We start from the raw sequence: 20,219 nt of genomic DNA on the forward strand, positions 1-20,219 counted from the left end.
AAGCGGATTAAAAAAACTAACCAAAATCAAACAGACTGGGTAAAGAAATGAAAAGGCTTTGAGTAAATTCCTGGCTTATGATACAAATCAGGCGTGTTCAACTACCGAGGACAATTTTCATCCGCAAAGACGAGAAGCAACACCGCGGATAATTGTAATTTTATGGACAATTTGTTCAGGACGTATTTTTCAAACAACTCTGCTCTGTTTTCAACCTCCCTCTGCCTGCTTTCTGGTGAGCAACACTGGCGTTCCGCGCTATAGTCACGTCTTCTGCCTGAGCTGGCGCTATGCGCTTAGCTAACTGATTTAATTCCCAATTTTTTGGTTTGCTGTCCGCAGCGAGCCTCGATGGATTATATTCTCAAGCAGGAGAAAAAACATGTTTTACTGGATTTTATTAGCTCTGGCGATCGTCGCTGAAATTACCGGCACCTTGTCGATGAAATGGGCAAGCGTGAGTGATGGCAGCACCGGTTTTATTTTGATGCTGGTCATGATTACGCTTTCCTATATTTTCCTCTCTTTTGCGGTTAAAAAAATCGCGCTGGGCGTGGCATACGCATTGTGGGAAGGTATTGGTATTTTATTGATTACGCTGTTTAGCGTCATGTTATTTGATGAAACCCTGACGACAATGAAAATTGCCGGGCTGACGACCCTGGTCGCAGGTATCGTGCTGATTAAATCGGGTACACGCAAACCGGCAAAACAGCAGAAGGAGCAGACCCATGCAGCAGTTTGAATGGATCCACGCGGCCTGGCTGGCTTTCGCCATCGTTCTGGAAATTATTGCCAACGTCTTTCTGAAGTTCTCCGACGGTTTTCGTCGTAAAGCCTACGGCCTGTTATCGATTGCCGCGGTTCTGGGGGCGTTTAGCGCCCTGTCACAGGCGGTGAAAGGCATCGATCTGTCCGTAGCCTATGCGCTGTGGGGGGCTTCGGTATTGCCGCCACCCTGGCGGCAGGCTGGATTATGTTCGGGCAGCGTTTAAACAATAAAGGCTGGATAGGGCTGGTATTACTGCTCGCCGGCATGATCATGATTAAACTGGCCTGAGTGACCTACTGCTGCGCCAGGACTTCCAGCCGGTCGCGAAAACCGGTCACCGACAACGCCCGGTTATCGGCGCGCCAGCGGTCTTTCGCCGCTGGCGCAGAACTCTGAACGCCAATCAGCTGCCAGCCGTTATCGGTTTTTAACATCAGGGGCGATCCGCTATCACCCGGTAGCGTATCGCACTGATGCGACAGTACGCTGTTTTGCGCCCAGCCCGTCACCACGCAGTCCGTATGGGTGTACAGCGAATCGAGGTGATCAACAGGATAACCTGATTGCGTCACTTTTCGATCGGCGGCTTTCAGGGCTGCGGTGAGCGCGGCCTTATCGCCATCAAAGAGCGGCAGCGGGGTGATCCCGGACGGCGGATAACGTAAAACGATCAGCCCGAAATCCCAGGAGGCCGCCCCGGGCGGCACAATCCAGCCATCGCCATCCGGTTTCAGGCGTTTGCCAAGCGACGGATCCACTCGCCCCTCAATACCGTGAATTTCGTAGCGCCATATTCCTTTTTGCGACACAAAGCGCAGGGCGATCGCTTTATCCGGTTTGCCTTCAGGCGGCATTAACAGGCAATGACCCGCCGTCAGCGCAAGGCGTGGCGTAATGAGGGTTGCGGTACATAAATTGCCGCTGGCGGTTTCCAGTTGCCCGATGGCATCCCAGGGCGATTCGGTAGGATCGGTGACACGCGTACGATCGTCATGACCAAAAAACAGCGTCTTTACCTCTTTGGCGCTAATGGCGTCATCGTCGCCATCATCCGCATGTGAAAAGCCAGCAAAAAGGCTAAACGTTCCCAGTAACAACACAACAGATTTACGCATATCACACTCTGGTGGGGGTAATTATGATTATTAAAAGTGAACCCTATGAAAATACTATAGACGCGACGGCGAGAAAGTGGGAGTAAAATCAGCGTGCTACATTCAGGAAAGATAAAAGTGGCTGGCGATGAGCGCGCATAAAATTAGCAGGATAAGAATGAACTCAAACCGATAGCGCCGCAGCATACGCCCTCCGGATAAAAAAACGGCGCTGACCGCAAACCCGTTCAGCGCCGGTTTACCAACGTGCCCCGAAGGGCACGGTTAAGCTTGTACTCTTACGCTGCTGGCTGTGCAGCAGGTTTAGCCGCTTCGTGTTTTGCTGCTTTTTTGTGATGCTTTTTAGCCGCCTGGGCTTTCTGCTCTACCGCAGGTTTTGCCGCTTTTTTATGGTGCTTTTTCGCGGCCTGCGCTTTCTGTTCTGCCGCTGGTTTAGCCGCTTTGTGATGTTTTTTATGGTGAACCGTTTTGGCCGGAGCAGCGGTGGATGCCGCAGGCGCTGCGGTGGCGGTAGTTTCAGCCGCGAATGCAGCGGAAGACAGACCCATAGCAGCGGCAACAACCAGAGCTAATACTTTTTTCATTTTCATACCCTCGAATTTGGTTTTTCATTTAACCCCACTGCGGGGCCGTTGAAATAACTATATCCCTGTAAATTCGGGGTTTCCGTGAGTGATTGGTATCGGCGTGTAACCATATGTACAACGCCGGGGCGGCCCCCCGGCGCGTTCGGTTACAGGTAGCGGGACGTCAGGTGTTCGCGGAAGTAGCGGATATTCAGATCTTCACCTGTAGCCTGGGTGATGAGCTGCGACGTGCTGAAACGGCTGCCGTGCTGCCAGATATTCTGACGCAGCCAGTCAAACAGCGCCGAGAAATCGCCCCCGGCAATGGATGCCTGCAACCCGGGCAGCGCAGTTTTGGCGGCATGGAACAGCTGTGCCGCATACATTGCCCCCAGCGTGTAAGACGGGAAGTAGCCAAAACCGCCGTCGGTCCAGTGGATATCCTGCATACAGCCGTTGCGGTAGTTATCTTTGGTGGATAACCCAAGCCAGGCCTGCATTTTCTCATCCCATAACGCGGGAATATCATCGACTTCAATTTCGCCATTGATTAGCGCGCGCTCGATCTCATAGCGCAGCACCACATGCGCCGGATAGCTCACTTCATCCGCATCAACGCGGATGTAGCCCGGCTTCACGCGCTGGTTCCAGGCAATAAAATTCTCTTCGCTGAATGCCGCCTGGCTGCCGAAACGGGCATGAACCGCCGGAAGCAGATGCTTCAGGAAAGCGTCGCTGCGGCCCAGTTGCATTTCAAAGAACAAGCTCTGGGATTCATGGATCGCCGTAGAGCGCGCCAGCGCAACGGGCTGGCCGGCCCACGCTCGCGGAAGGTTTTGCTCGTAGCGGGCATGTCCGGTTTCGTGGATCACGCCGAAAAGCGCGCTGAGCAGTTCATCTTCATCGTAACGCGTGGTGATACGCACATCTTCCGGCACGCCGCCGCAGAACGGGTGAGCGCTAACGTCCAGACGACCGCCATTAAAATCGAAGCCAAGCATTTTCATCGCTTCCAGGCCCAGCTCGCGCTGCGTGGCGGTCGGGAAGGGACCCTGTGGCGGAACGAACGATCGTTGAGCCTGTTTTTCCACAACCTTTGCCAGCAGCTCCGGCAGCCAGGACTTCAGATCGCCGAATAGCACATCCAGGCGAGCGCTGGTCATGTCGGGTTCAAAGATATCCAGCAGCGCGTCGTAAGGCGTGCAGCCTTTAGCCTCAGCGCGCAGGCGGGCCTCTTCACGACTGAGTTTCACCACCTCTTTCAGGTTGGCTGAAAAGCCCTGCCAGTCGTTGGCCGGACGCTGAGTGCGCCACGCGTGTTCACACCTGCTGCCCGCCAGCGATTTGGCCTCCACCAGCGATTCCGGCAGTAAAGTGGCCTGCTGGTAGTGGCGTGTCATTTCACGCAGGTTGGCTTGCTCAACGTCATTCAGATCTTCGTCTGCCGCCGCCGCCAGCCATTCACCCACTTTTTTATCGGTCAGGATCTGATGTTGCAGGACGCTCATCTCCGCCAGCGCTTCACCGCGCGCGGCGCTGCCGCCTGGCGGCATCATGGTGAACATGTCCCAGCTGGCGATGGAGGAGAGGTGCGAGAAGCGGGAGAGGCGCTGGAAGGTGCGGGTGAGTTGTTGATAGTTATTGTTTTTCATGAAGTCCTCGTGTCTGAATCAGCCGATGACAAAAATTAGCATCGGCTCGATTTAAACACGAAGAGGGCTGAATGTTAATGCAGTCGTTTATGCAGGCTCGCGCCCACCAGCAGTGCCGCGCACAACATCAGCGCGATAAATCCGCCCACGCCGTTCCAGCCGTAGTTATGCCAGAACACCCCGCCGAGCGTACCGGCTATGCTGGAACCGAGATAGTAACTGAACAGATACAGTGACGAAGCCTGACCTTTGGCGCGGCGCGCGCGTGGGCCAATCCAGCTGCTGGCAACGGAATGCGCGGCAAAGAAGCCCGCAGAGAAGAGCAGCATTCCGGCAAAAATCAGCCACAGGGAAGAGAAAAGCGTCATCAGCAGTCCGAACAGCATCACGGCGGTGGAAACCAGCATCACCGGACCTCGACCGAAGCGCGCGGTCATAGCGCCCGCTTTTGGCGAACTCCATGTCCCGGTGAGATATGCCACAGAGAGCAAACCCACCAATGCCTGGCTAAGATGCCACGGTGAAAGCATCAGACGATAGCCGATGTAATTAAACAGCGTCACGAACGAGCCCATCAGCAGGAAACCGGTCAGGAACAAACGGGGCAGCCCTTGATCGCGCCAGTGCAGACGAAAGTTGATAAATAACGTTTTCGGACGCAGGGAGGTCGGGCGGAAATGGCGCGATTCCGGCAGGATTTTCCAGAACATCAGCGCCGAAGCGAGGGCGAAGCAGCCGATAACGGCCAGCGCAATGCGCCAGTTAAAGAAATCAGTAAACACACCGCTGAGCAGGCGTCCGCTCATCCCGCCGATAGAGTTCCCGCTAATGTACAGCCCCATGGAGAAGGCCACGAAGCTCGGGTGGATCTCCTCGCTGAGATAGGTCATCCCGACCGCCGCCACGCCGCTCAGGGATAACCCAATCAGCGCGCGCATGACCAGAATGCCGTGCCAGCTGGTCATCATGGTGGACAGCAAGGTACACACGGAGGCCAGCATTAACGCCGTTACCATGACCTGCTTACGTCCGATGGCATCCGAAAGTGGCCCGGTGAACAGCAGACCGATCGCCAGCATCCCGGTTGAAATGGAGAGCGAAATACTGCTGCTGGCTGGCGACACGCCAAATTCATGCGACAGGACCGGCAGGATCGGCTGAACGCAGTAGAGCAGGGCAAAAGTGGCGAGACCCGCTGAGAAGAGCGCCAGCGTGACGCGCATAAACTGGGGGGTACCACGTTTAATAAACTGAACCGGCTGCGGTGCTGCGGGTAAATCATCAATGTCGCTGGCCGGCGCGATATCAACTGTCGTTGTACGGCTCACACATAATCCTTGCTTAAACATCCCCGTGGTTTCTGGTGACGGGTATGACCACAAGATTAGGGTAGGAAAATGTAAATATTCTGTCTAATATATTAATAATCTCAAATGATACTTTAAAAATATGAATATCGAGCTGCGCCATCTGCGCTATTTTGTCGCCGTCGCCGAAGAGCTGCATTTTGGTCGTGCGGCGGCAAGGCTGAATATCTCTCAGCCACCGCTAAGCCAGCAGATCCAGATCCTGGAGCAGCAGGTCGGGGCGCGTCTGCTGGCGCGAACCAACCGCAGCGTGAGCCTGACGGCGGCGGGAAAACAGTTTCTCGCCGATAGCCGGCAGATCCTGAGTATGGTGGAGGACGCCGCCGCCAGAGCGGAACGGCTTTATCTTGGGGAGACGGGGGAGCTGCGCATCGGGTTTACCTCATCGGCCCCCTTTATCAGCGCTGTTTCACAAACGCTATCCTCGTTTCGCCGTAACTTTCCGGATGTGCATATTCAGACGCGCGAAATAAATACCCGGGAGCAGATATCGCCGCTTAACGAAGGATCGCTCGACCTGGGGCTGATGCGTAACACGCAGTTGCCTGATACCCTGGCGTGGCAGGTGATCCTCCGCGAACCGCTGATGGCGATGATCCCCCGGGATCATCCGCTCGCCGCGCAGCACAGCGTCTCGCTGGCTGAACTTGCGAAAGAGCCGTTTGTCTTTTTTGACCCACAGGTGGGTACCGGGTTGTATGACGATATTCTTGGTCTGATGCGGCGATATGGCCTTGTCCCGACTATCGCGCAGGAGGTGGGGGAAGCCATGACGATCATTGGTCTCGTTGCCGCAGGGCTTGGCGTATCGATTCTCCCGGCCTCATTTAAACGGGTACAACTGGCGGAAATGCGCTGGGTGAAGATAGCCGAGCAGGATGCAGTCTCAGAGATGTGGCTGGTGTGGTCTAAACATCATGAACAGAGCCATGCGGCACAGCGTTTCAAAGAACAATTAATTACCGCTTCTCGCGGGCGTTATTTATAGGGAAAAGTGGGCGAAAATGTGCAGTAAATCACATGGCTAAGTAAAAATTTGACGTCAGCCATTGAAGTGCTTCACCATAGCCCTCAGTTTATTTCGAAGCTCGAAAATAAGGGAGTACGAGGTGGTTGCTGATAGTCAGCCAGGGCATATCGATCAGATCAAGCAGACCAACGCGGGTGCCGTTTATCGCCTGATTGATCAGCTTGGTCCGGTTTCGCGTATCGATCTTTCGCGCCTGGCACAACTGGCACCCGCCAGTATTACCAAGATTGTCCGCGAAATGCTGGAAGCCCATCTGGTTCAGGAAACAGAAATTCAGGAGCCGGGCAGCCGTGGCCGTCCGGCGGTAGGGCTGGTGGTGGAAACGGAAGCCTGGCACTACCTGTCGCTGCGGATTAGCCGCGGGGAAATCTTCCTCGCGCTGCGCGACCTCAGCAGCAAGCTGGTGGTGGAGGACCGGCTGGAACTCCCGCTTAATGCAGAGCAACCACTTCTCGATGCCATTCTGACCCACATCGACCAGTTCTTTATTCGTCACCAGCAGCGTCTTGAACGTTTAACGGCGATTGCGATCACCCTGCCGGGAATTATTGATACCGAAAATGGCATTGTTCACCGCATGCCGTTTTATGAAAACGTCAAAGAGATGCCGCTGGGCGACGTGCTGGAAAACCACACCGGTGTGCCGGTCTACATTCAGCATGATATCAGCGCCTGGACGATGGCGGAGGCATTGTTTGGTGCCTCCCGGGGCGCACGCGACGTAATTCAGGTGGTGATTGATCATAACGTTGGCGCAGGTGTGATCACCGACGGGCGTCTGTTGCATGCTGGCAGCAGTAGCCTGGTGGAGATCGGCCATACGCAGGTCGATCCGTACGGAAAACGCTGCTACTGCGGTAACCATGGCTGTCTGGAGACGATTGCCAGCGTCGAAAGCGTGCTGGAGCTGGCGCAGGTGCGGCTCAGCCAGTCGATGAGCTCCACGCTGCACGGTCAACCGTTAAGCGTCGAGGCACTGTGCGCTGCGGCAAGGCAGGGCGATCTGCTGGCGAAGGACATTATTACCGGCGTGGGCAATAATGTCGGGCGCATTCTGGCCATTATGGTGAACCTGTTTAACCCGCAAAAAATACTGATCGGCTCCCCGCTCAGCCAGGCGGCGGATATCCTCTTTCCGGCGATTTCCGCCTGCATCAATCAGCAGGCGCTTCCCGCGTACAGTAAAAACATCGTGGTCGAAAGTACGCAATTTTCCAACCAGGGTACGATGGCCGGCGCCGCGCTGGTAAAAGATGCGATGTACAACGGCTCGTTACTGATTCGTTTGCTACAGGGCTAACTCTTTTCCAGAGATGTACGAAAAATTGCGCTATCTCAAGCCCGGTAGCGCACGCATCCCGTAGACTTTCCCCACTGAATTATTTACCTGGTTTATATTTTGAAGCATACCCAAGAGGTGGAATGAGTCATGCTTAAGCGTTTCTTTATTACTGGTACGGATACGTCTGTCGGGAAGACAGTCGTATCCCGCGCGTTACTTCAGGCCCTGGCGGCAAGCGGTAAACGCGTTGCAGGATACAAGCCGGTTGCAAAAGGCAGTAAAGAGACGCCAGAAGGGCTGCGCAATAAGGATGCCCTGGTTCTGCAAAGCGTCTCGTCTCTGGAACTGCCTTATGATGCCGTTAATCCTATCGCCTTAAGCGAAGAGGAAAGCAGCGTCGCTCACAGTGGGCTTATCAACTACAGCCTGCTTTCTGATGGCCTGGCAAATCTGAGTGAAAAGGTTGACCACGTTGTCGTTGAAGGGACCGGCGGCTGGCGCAGCCTGATGAACGATTTACGTCCCCTTTCCGAATGGGTGGTGCAGGAGCAGTTGCCGGTGATTATGGTCGTGGGCATTCAGGAAGGATGCATCAACCATGCCTTGCTGACGGCGCAGGCTATCGCTAATGACGGCCTGCCGCTGATTGGTTGGGTGGCGAACCGTATTAACCCGGGCCTTGCGCACTACGCTGAAATCATCGATGTGCTGAGCAAAAAGCTGCCTGGCCCGCTGGTGGGCGAACTGCCTTATCTGCCCCGCGCCGAGCAGCGCGAATTAGCGCACTACATCGATCTCTCGGCTTTCGGCGGTATGCTGGCCGTAGATCGAGTCGTGGCGTAGCGTTCTCGACAATACCGACGCCACAACACAGGCAACCAGCAAACCGGGAAGTAAAAAATACTGCCCGGTCATCTCACATACCATCAAGGCCGACATGATTGGCGCATGCGTTGTGGCGGCGAGCAGCGTCGCCATACCCGCCAGTCCGAGCAGGATCGCCGTCTCAGAGCCAGGAAACCACAGCGCAAAGATCTGCGCAAACAGCATTCCCGTTGCCATACCGACGAACAAGGTTGGCGTGAACACGCCTCCCGGCGCGCCGGACCCGCTGCTTGCCAGCACCGCCAGCAGCTTGCAAATAAAGACGCCAGCAATCACCGACAGCAGCGGCGGCGACTGCAAAAACGCCTGAACCACGCTATAGCCATTCCCCCATACCTTCGGCGTTAGCAGCGATAGCAGCCCGACGATCAGACCACCCAGCGCCAGCTGCCACGGCGGTGAAAGTTTGAGACGCAGAAACAGCCTGTGGCTGGCCGCCATCAGCCACATCAGCAGCGGGCCGCAAACGCCAGCCAGCAGACCCACGCCAACGATCAGGAAATAATCCACCGCCGTAAGCATCTCGCTGAGATGGACATCATATAGCGTATTCGCGCCGGGACTTAACAGGCGCGTGGTCAGCAGGGCCACTACAGCAGCAATCACCACCGGGCCGAGGGAGGCCAGCATCAGCGTGCCAAACAGGATCTCTGCGATAAACAGGCTGCCCGCCAGCGGCGCATGATAGGCGCTGGCCATCCCGGCGGCGGCACCGCAGGCGATCCACAGTTTCCATTCGGATTTCGGCGTACAACGTTGTGCAAAAAAGGAGGCGGCGAGGGCGGCGAGCAGGATCATGGCGCCTTCACGGCCGATGGCGCTGCCGCTGGCGACCACCAGCAACGACGCGAGGGATTTCACCAGGCTGGCGCCGTAATCAAACTGGCCGTCACCCGTCTCAAGCGCTTCCATATAATCGGTGGGGGCGTGGGGACGTTGTGCCGTCATGCGCTGCCATCCCCACAGTAGCATTCCCGCGGCCAGACCACCCAGCGCAGGCGTCAGCGCCCGCCGCCAGGGTGATAACGCGGCTGCGGCGTTCACCAGACTTCCGCTTTCGTTGCTGAGAAATAGCCACTCCAGCAGATACATGCTGTGGCGGAACACCGCAACGGCCAGCGCCGCCAGCACGCCGGTGACGGTAGCAATCAGGAGACGACGAAACATCGCGCGGATGTCGGGGTAAGCGTGAAGACGTTGCATGAAGTCGTGATTTAACGGGGACGATACAATATTGTGGCGGTAAATCGGGAGGTTAGCAAAAGGTATGCGTGCGGAAAAAGGCCGGGCAGTACCCGGCCTGAATGCTTAACTCTCGCTATGAATATTCAACGCCCGGCGCGTACGCCCTGAGCTCAAATACTCCGCAATATAATCCTGGGATATTTCGCCGTTATAGCGTCCGTCCTCGTCCACAATCGGCATCCAGCTGGTGTTGCTCTCATACAGGCGAGAAAGCACCACGCGCAGGTTATCCTCGGCCTTACCGGTCATGCGGAACGGATGCAGAATATCCCCGCAGCTGCCGCTGGCGTTACGCGCTTCGCGGCGCTTCACAAAGCCGAGCGGTTTGCCGTGCTCATCAACCACGGTAATGGCGCGAATATCGTTGTCATCCATGGTGGTGAAGGCCTCCGGCAGCGGCGTCGATTCGCGTACCGTAATGGTAGGCTGCTGGTCGGTGACGTCGCCCGCCGATACCAGCAGCAGGCGTTTCAACGTCCGGTCCTGACCAACAAACGAGCCAACAAACTCATTCGCGGGTTTCGCCAGCAGCTCGTCCGGGCTGGCGCACTGCACGATACGTCCCTGACGGAAGACGGCAATACGGTCGCCCAGCTTCAGCGCTTCGTCAATATCGTGGCTCACCAGCATCACGGTCTTTTTCAGCTTGCGCTGCATCTCCAGGAACTGGTTCTGGATCACCTCACGGTTAATCGGGTCGACCGCGCCGAACGGTTCATCCATCAGCAGGACCGGAGGATCCGCTGCCAGCGCGCGGATGACGCCGATACGCTGCTGCTGACCGCCGGACATTTCGCGCGGATAGCGGTGAAGGAATTTATGCGGATCCATTGCCACCATATCCATCAGCTCCTCGGCACGGGATTTACAGCGCGCTTTATCCCAACCCAGCATGCGCGGCACGACGGTAATGTTCTCTTCGATGGTCATGTTGGGGAACAGGCCAATTTGCTGGATCACGTAGCCAATGTTGCGACGCAGGGTCACGGTGTCCATTCCGCTGGTGTCTTCGCCGTTAATCAGGATCGTCCCGCTGCTTGGCGTAATGAGACGGTTGATCATCTTCAGGGTAGTGGTTTTCCCGCAGCCGGACGGGCCGAGCAGCACGCACATTTCCCCTTCAGGCACGTTCAGGTTGACGTTGTCGACGGCCTTAAACGTCTGGCCGTGTTTCTGTGAAAATTGTTTGGTGAGGTTTTCCAGTTTTATCATTATCGAATCCCCTTCGGAGTCAGTACCACCTGCAAACGGTGCAGCAACCAGTCGAGCACAATCGCTAAAAGACAAATCATCAGCGCGCCCGCAATCAACATACGAATATCACTCCCGCCAATACCGTTAAGCAGCAGCAGGCCCAGCCCGCCCGCACCGATCACGGCGGCAATCGCCATGACGCCGATGTTCATCACCACGGCGGTGCGGATGCCGCCAAAAATCACCGGCAACGCCATCGGGATTTCCACCCAGCGCAGACGCTGCCAGAAGGTCATGCCGATGCCGCGTCCCGCTTCACGCAGGCCCGGCGGCAGGCTGTCGAGCGCCGTGTGGGTGTTACGCACAATCGGCAGCAGCGAATAGAGGAACACCGCCGTAATCGCGGGCAGGGCGCCAATGCCCTGACCGATCAGCGAAAAGAGCGGGATCATGAGGCCGAAAAGCGCAATTGACGGGATGGTGAGCACAATGGTGGCAATTCCCAGCACCGGCGTTGCCAGCCATTTATGGCGGACAATTAAAATGCCCAGCGGCACGCCAATAATAATCGCCAGGCCCACGGCGAGCGCCACCAGCCACAGGTGTTGCAGCGTCAGGGTTAAGAGATAGTCCCAGTTGTCGAGAATATAGTGAATCGTCTCCATAGCGCCTCCTACAGCAACTGTTTGCTACGCAGGAAATCACGGGCGACCTGCTGCGGTGACTGATGGTCGATATCCACCTTCTTATTCAGTTCGGTGATAACGTCGTTATTGAGCTGGGCTGAAAGGGTGTTCAGCGCCTCCTCCAGCCCCGGATTAGCCTCCAGCGTGTCTTTCCGAACAACTGGCGTCACGGCATAACTCGGGAAGAAGCCTTTGTCATCTTCCAGCACTTTAAGATCGAAGCCCTTTACGCGCCCGTCGGTGGTGTAGATCAGCCCCGCATCGACAAACCCGTCGCGCACCGCGTTATAGACCAGGCCCGGATCCATCTGGCGGATCTGCGGGCGGTCCAGCTCCATGTTGTAGGCCGCCTGCAACGGTTTCATCCCGTCGCTACGCCCGGCAAATTCCAGGTCAAGGCCCAGCAGCCAGTTGTTATCCGGATCGGTTTTACGAACTTGTTCAATCTTTGCCACCATCTCAGACATGGTATTGATATGTTCAGCCTCGGCGCGCTTGCGCTGCATGGCAAAGGCATAGGTATTGTTCATATCGGCAGGTTTAAGCCACACCAGACCGTGCTTCGCATCGAGGCGTTTCACCGTCTCGTACGATTCCTGCGGCGACATGCGTTTGTTGATGTGGTTGAAGATGATCAGCGAGGTGCCGGTATACTCCCAGGTCATATCAATCTGCTTGTTGATCATCGCGTTACGGGAAATCACCGTTGCAATATTGGTCTGAGGCTGTACCTGAAACCCTTTCTTTTGCAGATACTGCACGGTCATGGCCGAGAGAATGTGCTGCTCGGTAAAGCTCTTGGTGGCCAGGATCAGCGGCGCGGCGAGCGCCTGGCTGGTGAAGAGCGCGGCGGCGCATAGCGCCGTCAGCCCGGAAAACAGTCTCATAGAAGCTCCTTGTTATAATTATCGCGCGAGATGCGGGCTCAGTAATCGGCCCAGTGCCGCCAGCAGCGTATCCAGAATCAGGGCGAACAGGGCGGTGGCCGCCGCGCCCAGGATCAGCGTCGGAAAATCATTCAGATAGATCCCCGGGAAAATCAGCTCGCCGTAGCTGCTGGCGCCAATCAGGAATGCCAGCGGTGCGGTACCGACGTTAATCGCAGTGGCAATGCGAATACCGGAAAGCATCACCGGCCACGCGTTAGGGATCTCAACCTGACGCAGGCGCTGCCATTTGGTCATGCCGATACCGTTTGCCGCTTCCAGCAACGACGCGGGAACAGAGCACAGCCCGGCATAGGTGTTACGCACAATCGGCAGCAGAGAGGCCAGAAAGAGGGCGATAATGGCCGGTTTATCACCGATGCCAATCACCACCATCGCCAGTGCCAGAACGGCCAGCGGCGGCAGGGTGTTGCCCACGTTAAAGATTTGCATCACATATTCGGCGATACCACGCGCGGCCGGACGGCTCAGCAGAATACCGCTTGGAATGCCCACCAGCAGGGCAAAGAACATTGATGAAAAGACCAGAATCAGGTGCTGTTGCCCGAGGTAAATCAGGTCAACCTGGCGCGCCTTAATCGTTTCCAGTCCTATTCCCCAGGTGAGGAGAGCGAGAACCACGATAATCGCGCCGACAAAAAGCAGCGAACGTTTAAGTAATGGGTGCATTGCGGTGTGTCTCCCTGTGCGCATGCGTTATAGCAACCACCGGTTGCCTGTTGTTATGCCATGTTTCGGCAGGGGTACTTCACCTATAGCAAGCGAAACGGAAGGGTTCCAGCGAAGGGGGTAAATCAGTAACCCTATGAAATTAGTGACAACCTGAGTGAAGCCTTATGGCATAAGGGCTGTCAGTGGGCAGGCAGAATAGTCTTAAAGAAGCACGCCTTACGTGACAACGTCACATAAGGCGTGCTGATTATACCTGTCGACTGAGCGCGGCGCGCACCTTGCGTACGCGCCACGAAATGCGGACGATAGAGAAGGCGGCGACGATTACCAGCAACAGGCCCAGCGCCAGCATCGCGTGGAATCCAAACTCTCTGAACAGGATCAGCCCCGCGATCCCGCCGCTGATAAAGGAGAAAAGGGTAGTTAAATGGGTTTTGAGCTGACTCTTTTGCGCGGCCGTATCTTTGGAGTAATCCCGGCGCAGCATGGCGACCATAACGGAGGCCAGCGAAATGCCCGCATCGGTCAGCGTGCCGGTGATGTGCGTGGATCTCACCCGACCGCCGGATAGTTGAGTGGAGGTGGAATTATGAATTCCCATCAACCCGCACAGGAAAATAATAATCTCCTGATTCGTGGCGAAGGAGTGAAAATACATTTCGTACAGGGATACCCCGGCCAGTAATAGCCCTTCAACAAACAGAACCTGGCTGAATACCAGCCTGACGTTATGGATAATCCCCCAGATAACAATAATCCGCGCAGCGATGGCGCCTGAGACAAACGAAAGAATAATGGCACCAAAGAAAAGAATATCGCTGAGATCGGTGGAGGAAACTTCGCTGGATAGCTGCGAGGTATTGCCCGTCATATGCGAGGGAAAAAAACCGAACGCGCCCAGCGCAATGGCATTCAGCAGTCCCGCGGAGGTCGCCAGCCAGAGGGCAAGACGACGATCCTCCTGATGCGTTCGTTCTTTCTTTAATTTAATCAGCAAAGAATACCTCCGGTTTGAGCTTTGCCTGAATGCTCAAGCTAACAAAGCGATGTCGCTGGCTGACCAGGATATTGCTTAATTATTATTTCTACGGGAGGTGAGCGAGGTTTTGTAATTAAATAAAACAACCCTGTTAATATAATGCCTTATTTCCGATGGCGCGACGTCGTAAAAGTCAGCACCCCTGCACTCAGGAGTAATATGCTGCTTAAAGCGAAGGTGCTCTGCCAGCCAAAGGTATCAAACACCACGCCACCCGCCGTTGAGCCAAGCGCAATGGAGAGTTGGATCACCGCGACCATTAGCCCGCCGCCAGCCTCGGCATCTTCCGGTAACGTACGGGCGATCCACGTCCACCAGCCCGTAGGGGCCGCAGTTGCCAGCATTCCCCAGAAACCTAACAGCAGGGCCACGATCCACAGGCTGTCCCCGGTGAGCATTAATACCCCTGCAATCAGTGCCATAAGCAGCGGTATGGCCATTAAGGTGAGGTAAAACGCGGCATTCAGGACCAGCGCGACGATCAGCGTGCCGATGAAACCTGCGATACCGATAGTGAGCAGGATCAGCGATAAGCCGGAAGGACTGACGTGGGTGACGGTTTCGAGGAAGGGGCGCACATAGGTAAATAACGCAAACTGTCCCATGAAGAACAGGCCGCACGCCATCAGACCCACCGAAACCGCAGGCTGGTGGAGCAGGCGAAATACGCTTTTATGTGGCGACGGCCGCTGGTTCCCGCCCATGTTGGGCAGGCTAAAATATTGCCAGATGAACGCCACAATCGCCACGGGAACCAGGCAAAGAAACGCGCCGCGCCAGCCAATGGTCGAGCCGAGATAACTGCCCAGCGGGGCGGCTACCACCGTCGCCAGCGCGTTGCCGCCGTTAAAAATCGCCAGCGCACGAGAGACCTGATGCTGAGGCACCAGCCGAATGGCGGTGGCAGCAGACATCGACCAGAAACCGCCGATGGCGATGCCGATCAGCGCCCGGCCTGCCATATACATCAAAGCGTTTGGGGCGAAGGCGATAATGATCCCTGACAGCGCCATCAGGACGGTCATGCCTGAAAGAAGATGTTTGCGATTCATATTCCCGGCAAGCCGGGAAAGAAAAAGGCTGGTCAGGACAGCCAGCGCACCAGAGAGGGCGATCCCCTGGCCAGCCATCCCCTCTGTCACCCCTAAATCTCTGGCGAGGGGCGTGAGCAGACTGACGGGCATAAATTCCGAGGCAATAAGGACAAAAACGCACAGGGTCATGGCAAAAATACCGCCCCAGTGTGCATGCTCAGCATCACGGGATGAGGTTTGATTCAGTGTGGACATTGGTGTAATTCACGGCGAAGAGAAGATAAGCCCCGTGATTGCCGGGGCTAAGAGAATTAATTCAGACTGGTTTTGAAGAACTGCCCGAACTGCGCGAACGGGATTTTCCCTGCGACGTTATCGTAGAGATCAACGTGATTCGCACCGGGAACAATCACCAGTTCCTTCTGTTTGCTGCCGACAGCTTTAAACGCATCTTCCGCAAAATAACGTGAGTGCGCGTTTTCACCGGTCACAATCAGCGTTGGGATGGTGATCTCCCCGGCATAGCTCAGCAGCGGCATATTCATAAAGGACAACGGCATGGTCGCGGTCCATGCGCCGGTGGAGTTTACGTAACGGGCATGGAAGCCGCGCGGCATACGGTAGTAATCATAGAATTCTTTCAGTACCGGATGCGGATCGGCGGGCAATGCTTCCGGCAGAATACGCCCGGCCGCCGTTACCTTACCGTTTTCATCGACATAAATATCGTGGCCGCCATGGGCGAAGGTGCCGCTTTCAGCATCTTTCCAGCGTTGCGCGTTCAGATACTGCAACACGGCCCGGCGATCGGCCGCTGAATAACGATCTTTCCCGTCGCCCACGCCGTGACCCATCGCGCGGCTCATATCGTACATTACGCTGGTGGCGGCCGCCTTCACGCGGGTATCCATGGATGCCGCGTTCAGCGCCATACCACCCCAGCCGCAGATCCCGAGAATGCCGATACGGTTACGGTCGACTTCTTTCTGTAATCCGAGGAAATCCACTGCGGCGCTAAAGTCTTCGGTGTTGATGTCAGGGGAGGCAACGTTACGCGGCTGGCCGCCGCTTTCACCCGTGTAGGATGGGTCGAAGGCCAGGGTCACGAACCCCTGTTCAGCCAGAGTCTGGGCGTAAAGACCACTGGATTGTTCTTTTACCGCACCGAACGGTCCACTGACGGCAATCGCCGCCAGCTTCTGGTCGCCGCTGTTCCTGGGAATGTACAGATCGCCGACCAGGGTGATCCCGTATCGGTTCTCGAACGTCACCTTGCGGTGGTCGACTTTATTGCTCTCGACGAAGGTCTTATCCCAGGTTGTCACCATCGAAACGGGGGCGGCAGGATTTCGTGTTTCTGCATAACTCATTGTTGTCACTCCACTTAATGATGCGCATAGCAGCAGCGCAACGGACAGTTTTTGGGTGAATGTTTGCATAAGAGGTACCGTGTGTTGTTGTAATGCGGTCATTATAGTTAGCAGAAATAGTGCTGATTAGAGGCCAAAGGCTGCTAGAATTAATATCATATTGTTATGAATTGATGAGGCATGATGGCGAAGCGGGAAAACTACAATGAGCTGTATCTGTTTATCCAGGTGGTGCGGGAGGGAAGCTTCACGGCAGCCGCGTAACGGCTCGGGCTGGCACAATCCGGGATCAGTCGATCGGTTCGCGAGCTGGAAGAGCGGCTGGGCGTTCGGCTTCTGGTGCGTACAACGCGCAAACTGTCGCTGACCCACGCCGGGGAGCAACTTTACCAGACCGCTGGTTCAGCCTTTGATGCGCTCGATACCGGGCTGACCAGACTGGCGCATTACCGCCAGACGCCATCCGGCACGGTGCGCATTAATGCCAGCCAGCACGCCATCGAAAAATGCCTGCTGCCAAAGCTCGCTATCTTCAAACAGCGTTACCCGGATATCCGTCTGGAATTGATGAATGAGAGCCGGTTCGTGGATATCATTGCCGAGCGATTCGACGCGGGCGTCCGGCTTGGGCCGGAGGTGGGACAAGGAATGATTGCCGTGCGCATCACGCCCGATATGGAGATGGCTGTGGTTGCCGCTCCGGCGCATTTTCGGCGCTATGGTTTCCCGCAGACGCCCGCCGATCTGGATGCTCATCCCTGCATTGCCTACCAGTTTGCCGACGGTAACCACTATCAATGGGAGCTTGTTCAGGACGGGAAGCATGTTACTCACCGCCCGGAGGGGCAATGGGCCTTTTCCGACAGCTACATGGAGGCCGAAGCGGCCCGGCTGGGACTCGGGCTGGCCTATGTCCCGGTTGAGCTGGTGGCTGACGATCTGGAGCGTGGCACGCTTATACGCGTCTTACAGCGCTACAGCCTGCGGATGGACGGACTGTACCTCTATTATCCACACCGCAACGTATCCCCGGCGCTGAGAGCGGTGATTGATACGCTGAAAATTTAGGGTGCCTCTTCGCTACGGTCTATACAGCCCCTACGTTTGTGATACGCTACTATTTTATATAGCGCAGCTCAACTAAGGCTCTGAAATGACAAAAATAATGCCAGAATATACGGTAGTTGACTTATCACGTTGGGCAAGAAAGGAACACTTTGAAGTATTTCAGGGCTTTGCTCAATCTACATTTAACCAAACGGTTCAGCTGGACATTACCGTGCTGCTAAAGCATATCAAAGAGGTTGGCTGGAAATTTTATCCTGCGATTATTTCCCTTATTTCTGACGTCGTAAACCGGCATCCGGAATTCCGTATGGCCATGAAGGATGATGAGCTTGTAATATGGAATGAGGTTCATCCAAGCTATACCCTTTTCCATAAAGAAACGGAGACATTTTCATCGTTATGGAGTCATTACGATGGAAATATTCACCATTTTCAGCGCGTTTATGCAGAAGATGTTGCCCGCTATGGCAATATCCTTGCTTACTGGCCTAAAGAAGAATCCCGGGAGAATATATTCTTCATATCGGATATTCCGTGGGTCAGTTTTAGCAGTTTTAACGTCAACGTCGCTAACATGCGGAATTTTTTTGCGCCCATGTTCACGTTTGGAAAATACTATAACCAGGATGGAAAGGTCTTGTTGCCTTTCGCCGTTCAGGTCCATCATTCTGTCTGTGACGGTTTCCATGTGGCCAGGCTGATCAACGAGTTACAAGAGTTGTGTGATAATTTACCGCACCATTCAGAGGCGCTCAACGTGTGATTCACGTGTTTTTAACATACGCCTGACGAGGGGAAATAATGGAACCGAATTTTACGCCAGAACAGATTGAAATGATTAACCGCATTGTTTTCGAGCAGATCGAGATCATGCATGAGAAAGTAGCTGAAATAATCGCAGATACAGAGACGGTGGCGCATCAGCGCCTGAAGGATAACGGGATCACTACGACAGATTTCTATCCTGCAAATAAAAACTTCCTGATGATGACCCTTGTACAGGATCTGATAGATAAAGTGCACGGGGGCGATAAGGACCTGGCCAAAACAATGATAACCATGGAAGCAAAAAGGCTGAATATCAGCGTAAACGTTGAGGCGGACAAATCAAGATAACAGGACGTATTTTCAGGGTTACGGTTGATGAATATAAGGTTCAGCCGACCTTAATAAAGCCGCGAGCCGTTTCCGGCCCGCGGCGGCAGGACAGGTGATGAGACGCTCTGACGATCAGGCGGCTTTGACGGCCCGGATTTTTTTGCTGCTGTCCGCATCTGATGCTGTTTTATCCGTTTCAGCATTGAGCTCGGGAAGCTTGCTGGTACGCAGGATATGCTGCACGGACTCTTTCTGCTCGGCGAGATAAAGACCAAGGTTCTCCGCCTGCGTTTCATCCATCTGCATTCCGCTTTGCAACAGCCAGTCGGTAAACGCTTCTGCCATATCGAGCAGCTTGTCGTGAGCGTCAGCCTCTTTCTTACTGGCAAATGTCATTTTTTCTTCACCTTTTCTTACGACAACAAATTTTGTTTCAACAGCCATTGTGCACCCCCGTATACTGTAATTATATACAGTATAGCAGTTGTGACGTTGTGTTGCAGCAAAAATGTGCGAGCCTGGCCTGCACAACGGGTGGACAAGCCAGGTGCTGTTATCGGTACAGCGTTTTTTCGACAATCGGGATCAGCAAAGTGGACTGCCATTCCGCCAGCGTCAGCTGGGCAAGTTTACCCAGCGCGGTGTAGAACGGATGGGCCGCGTTTTCAACGAATACGCTAAGGAAACGCGTGCTCCATGGCAGCAGATGCCAGGCAAGAAGCTGGTCGCGTTCTGTTTCGCGACCGTTCTCGGCAAGCCATGCCGCCAGCATCAGCAACGTTCCGAAATGATCTTCGGGCTCATTCTGCTGCATCTCAAAGGCGATATGGTTTTCACGCATCCACTGACGCAACGCGAGGGTCGAATCGCCAAACAGCACGGACTCGCGATCAAGCCAGACCGAGCCCCACGGGGGGGCGGGCAGGGCATACGGGCCAATAAACAGACGCTGCCAGGCGTCTTTCAACGCTTCATCCGATGGGGTCTTAAACATACTGGCGACAGGCAGCAGATTTTCCTCCGCCAGCGGCCAGTCCTGAACCCAGTCACCTGCGGTCAGGGCACTCACCAGCGGCGCGGTCTGCTCGCTGTCTGGAGCGAAATAAAACAGCGCGCCCAGTACCCGGGCGCTGAACGCGAACGATTCGCGGTGTGAGACGTCATTCATTACAACTTTCCTTACTTGCGCGCGGGTAG

22 protein-coding genes and 1 pseudogene are annotated in these 20,219 nt (G+C 55.2%); 8 read left to right on the forward strand and 15 right to left on the reverse strand.

The features are described 5' to 3' along the window. Positions 1-382 precede the first annotated feature (382 nt). The gene (gene mdtJ / locus SK50_RS12680; RefSeq protein WP_015570633.1) at positions 383-745 is read left to right on the forward strand and encodes a multidrug/spermidine efflux SMR transporter subunit MdtJ; all 363 of its coding nucleotides are present in this window, start codon (positions 383-385) and stop codon (positions 743-745) included. Further along, a pseudogene (mdtI, locus tag SK50_RS12685) lies at positions 732-1,060 on the forward strand (multidrug/spermidine efflux SMR transporter subunit MdtI). The gene mdtJ and the pseudogene mdtI overlap by 14 nt, the downstream one beginning before the upstream one ends. Positions 1,061-1,065: 5 nt before the next feature. Here mdtI and SK50_RS12690 read toward each other — a convergent pair. The 5 genes from SK50_RS12690 to SK50_RS12705 all read right to left on the reverse strand — a co-directional run bounded on the left by SK50_RS12690 (position 1,066) and on the right by SK50_RS12705 (position 5,433). Further along, positions 1,066-1,887, reverse strand: a complete 822-nt coding sequence (locus SK50_RS12690; protein WP_045344732.1) for a trypsin-like serine peptidase — start codon at positions 1,885-1,887, stop codon at positions 1,066-1,068. A gap of 102 nt (positions 1,888-1,989) precedes the next feature. Next, positions 1,990-2,073, reverse strand: coding sequence for a small membrane protein YdgU (locus tag SK50_RS24280; protein WP_057979992.1), 84 nt, complete (start codon positions 2,071-2,073; stop codon positions 1,990-1,992). A gap of 92 nt (positions 2,074-2,165) precedes the next feature. After that, complete coding sequence (gene asr, locus SK50_RS12695) at positions 2,166-2,471, reverse strand: acid resistance repetitive basic protein Asr (RefSeq protein ID WP_003857459.1); 306 nt, start codon at positions 2,469-2,471, stop codon at positions 2,166-2,168. Positions 2,472-2,620: 149 nt separating this feature from the next. Continuing rightward, positions 2,621-4,105, reverse strand: a complete 1,485-nt coding sequence (locus SK50_RS12700; protein ID WP_015570631.1) for a carboxypeptidase M32 — start codon at positions 4,103-4,105, stop codon at positions 2,621-2,623. A 74-nt stretch (positions 4,106-4,179) separates the two neighbouring features. Beyond that, positions 4,180-5,433, reverse strand: a complete 1,254-nt coding sequence (locus SK50_RS12705) for an MFS transporter (protein ID WP_017384556.1) — start codon at positions 5,431-5,433, stop codon at positions 4,180-4,182. Between the two features lie 121 nt (positions 5,434-5,554). Between SK50_RS12705 and SK50_RS12710 the strand changes: the two genes are divergently transcribed. The 3 genes from SK50_RS12710 to bioD all read left to right on the forward strand — a co-directional run bounded on the left by SK50_RS12710 (position 5,555) and on the right by bioD (position 8,627). Beyond that, the gene (locus SK50_RS12710) at positions 5,555-6,460 is read left to right on the forward strand and encodes a LysR family transcriptional regulator (RefSeq protein WP_032653407.1); all 906 of its coding nucleotides are present in this window, start codon (positions 5,555-5,557) and stop codon (positions 6,458-6,460) included. A gap of 121 nt (positions 6,461-6,581) precedes the next feature. Next, on the forward strand, positions 6,582-7,802 hold the full coding sequence (gene mlc, locus SK50_RS12715) for a sugar metabolism global transcriptional regulator Mlc (protein ID WP_003857451.1): 1,221 nt from the start codon (positions 6,582-6,584) through the stop codon (positions 7,800-7,802). A 129-nt stretch (positions 7,803-7,931) separates the two neighbouring features. Next, positions 7,932-8,627, forward strand: coding sequence for a dethiobiotin synthase (gene bioD / locus SK50_RS12720; RefSeq protein ID WP_015570628.1), 696 nt, complete (start codon positions 7,932-7,934; stop codon positions 8,625-8,627). Here the strand turns inward: bioD and clcB are convergent. From clcB to SK50_RS12760, 8 genes are all read right to left on the reverse strand, one after another. After that, positions 8,562-9,872, reverse strand: coding sequence for a voltage-gated ClC-type chloride channel ClcB (clcB, locus tag SK50_RS12725; protein WP_023296525.1), 1,311 nt, complete (start codon positions 9,870-9,872; stop codon positions 8,562-8,564). The two genes, bioD and clcB, sit on opposite strands and share 66 nt — an antisense overlap. 105 nt (positions 9,873-9,977) lie before the next feature. After that, a complete protein-coding gene (osmV, locus tag SK50_RS12730; protein WP_045344733.1) occupies positions 9,978-11,126 on the reverse strand; it encodes an osmoprotectant ABC transporter ATP-binding protein OsmV in 1,149 nt (382 codons plus the stop codon). Further along, a complete protein-coding gene (osmW, locus tag SK50_RS12735) occupies positions 11,126-11,773 on the reverse strand; it encodes an osmoprotectant ABC transporter permease OsmW (RefSeq protein ID WP_006808875.1) in 648 nt (215 codons plus the stop codon). The genes osmV and osmW overlap by 1 nt, the downstream gene beginning before the upstream one ends. An 8-nt stretch (positions 11,774-11,781) precedes the next feature. Next, positions 11,782-12,681 carry an osmoprotectant ABC transporter substrate-binding protein OsmX gene (gene osmX / locus SK50_RS12740; RefSeq protein ID WP_045334124.1) on the reverse strand — a complete coding sequence of 300 codons (900 nt, stop codon included), beginning with the start codon at positions 12,679-12,681 and terminating at the stop codon, positions 11,782-11,784. Between the two features lie 18 nt (positions 12,682-12,699). Beyond that, entirely contained in the window at positions 12,700-13,410 is a 711-nt protein-coding gene (gene osmY / locus SK50_RS12745; RefSeq protein ID WP_003857442.1) for an osmoprotectant ABC transporter permease OsmY, read from the reverse strand. 250 nt (positions 13,411-13,660) lie between these two features. Beyond that, the gene (locus SK50_RS12750) at positions 13,661-14,410 is read right to left on the reverse strand and encodes a YoaK family protein (RefSeq protein ID WP_017384553.1); all 750 of its coding nucleotides are present in this window, start codon (positions 14,408-14,410) and stop codon (positions 13,661-13,663) included. A gap of 146 nt (positions 14,411-14,556) precedes the next feature. Continuing rightward, the gene (locus tag SK50_RS12755) at positions 14,557-15,741 is read right to left on the reverse strand and encodes an MFS transporter (RefSeq protein ID WP_047726958.1); all 1,185 of its coding nucleotides are present in this window, start codon (positions 15,739-15,741) and stop codon (positions 14,557-14,559) included. Positions 15,742-15,797: 56 nt separating this feature from the next. Continuing rightward, positions 15,798-16,925 carry an alpha/beta hydrolase gene (locus tag SK50_RS12760; protein ID WP_048229510.1) on the reverse strand — a complete coding sequence of 376 codons (1,128 nt, stop codon included), beginning with the start codon at positions 16,923-16,925 and terminating at the stop codon, positions 15,798-15,800. Between the two features lie 204 nt (positions 16,926-17,129). On the opposite strand from SK50_RS12760, the gene SK50_RS12765 reads away from it, so the two are divergent. The 3 genes from SK50_RS12765 to SK50_RS12775 all read left to right on the forward strand — a co-directional run bounded on the left by SK50_RS12765 (position 17,130) and on the right by SK50_RS12775 (position 19,040). Beyond that, the gene (locus tag SK50_RS12765; protein WP_255353974.1) at positions 17,130-17,924 is read left to right on the forward strand and encodes a LysR family transcriptional regulator; all 795 of its coding nucleotides are present in this window, start codon (positions 17,130-17,132) and stop codon (positions 17,922-17,924) included. An 85-nt stretch (positions 17,925-18,009) separates the two neighbouring features. Continuing rightward, complete coding sequence (gene catA, locus SK50_RS12770) at positions 18,010-18,687, forward strand: type A chloramphenicol O-acetyltransferase (protein WP_015570622.1); 678 nt, start codon at positions 18,010-18,012, stop codon at positions 18,685-18,687. Between the two features lie 38 nt (positions 18,688-18,725). Next, positions 18,726-19,040, forward strand: coding sequence for a hypothetical protein (locus SK50_RS12775; RefSeq protein WP_017694081.1), 315 nt, complete (start codon positions 18,726-18,728; stop codon positions 19,038-19,040). Between the two features lie 114 nt (positions 19,041-19,154). On the opposite strand, the gene SK50_RS12780 is transcribed toward SK50_RS12775, so the two are convergent. Further along, positions 19,155-19,466 (reverse strand): YebG family protein, encoded by a 312-nt coding sequence (locus SK50_RS12780; RefSeq protein WP_017384548.1) that lies wholly within the window; start codon positions 19,464-19,466, stop codon positions 19,155-19,157. Between the two features lie 109 nt (positions 19,467-19,575). Continuing rightward, entirely contained in the window at positions 19,576-20,190 is a 615-nt protein-coding gene (gene dmsD, locus SK50_RS12785) for a Tat proofreading chaperone DmsD (RefSeq protein ID WP_017384547.1), read from the reverse strand. Between the last annotated feature and the right edge of the window lie 29 nt (positions 20,191-20,219).

The organism is Enterobacter sp. BWH64 (genome assembly GCF_001037645.1).
Lineage (GTDB): Bacteria > Pseudomonadota > Gammaproteobacteria > Enterobacterales > Enterobacteriaceae > Enterobacter > Enterobacter hormaechei_C.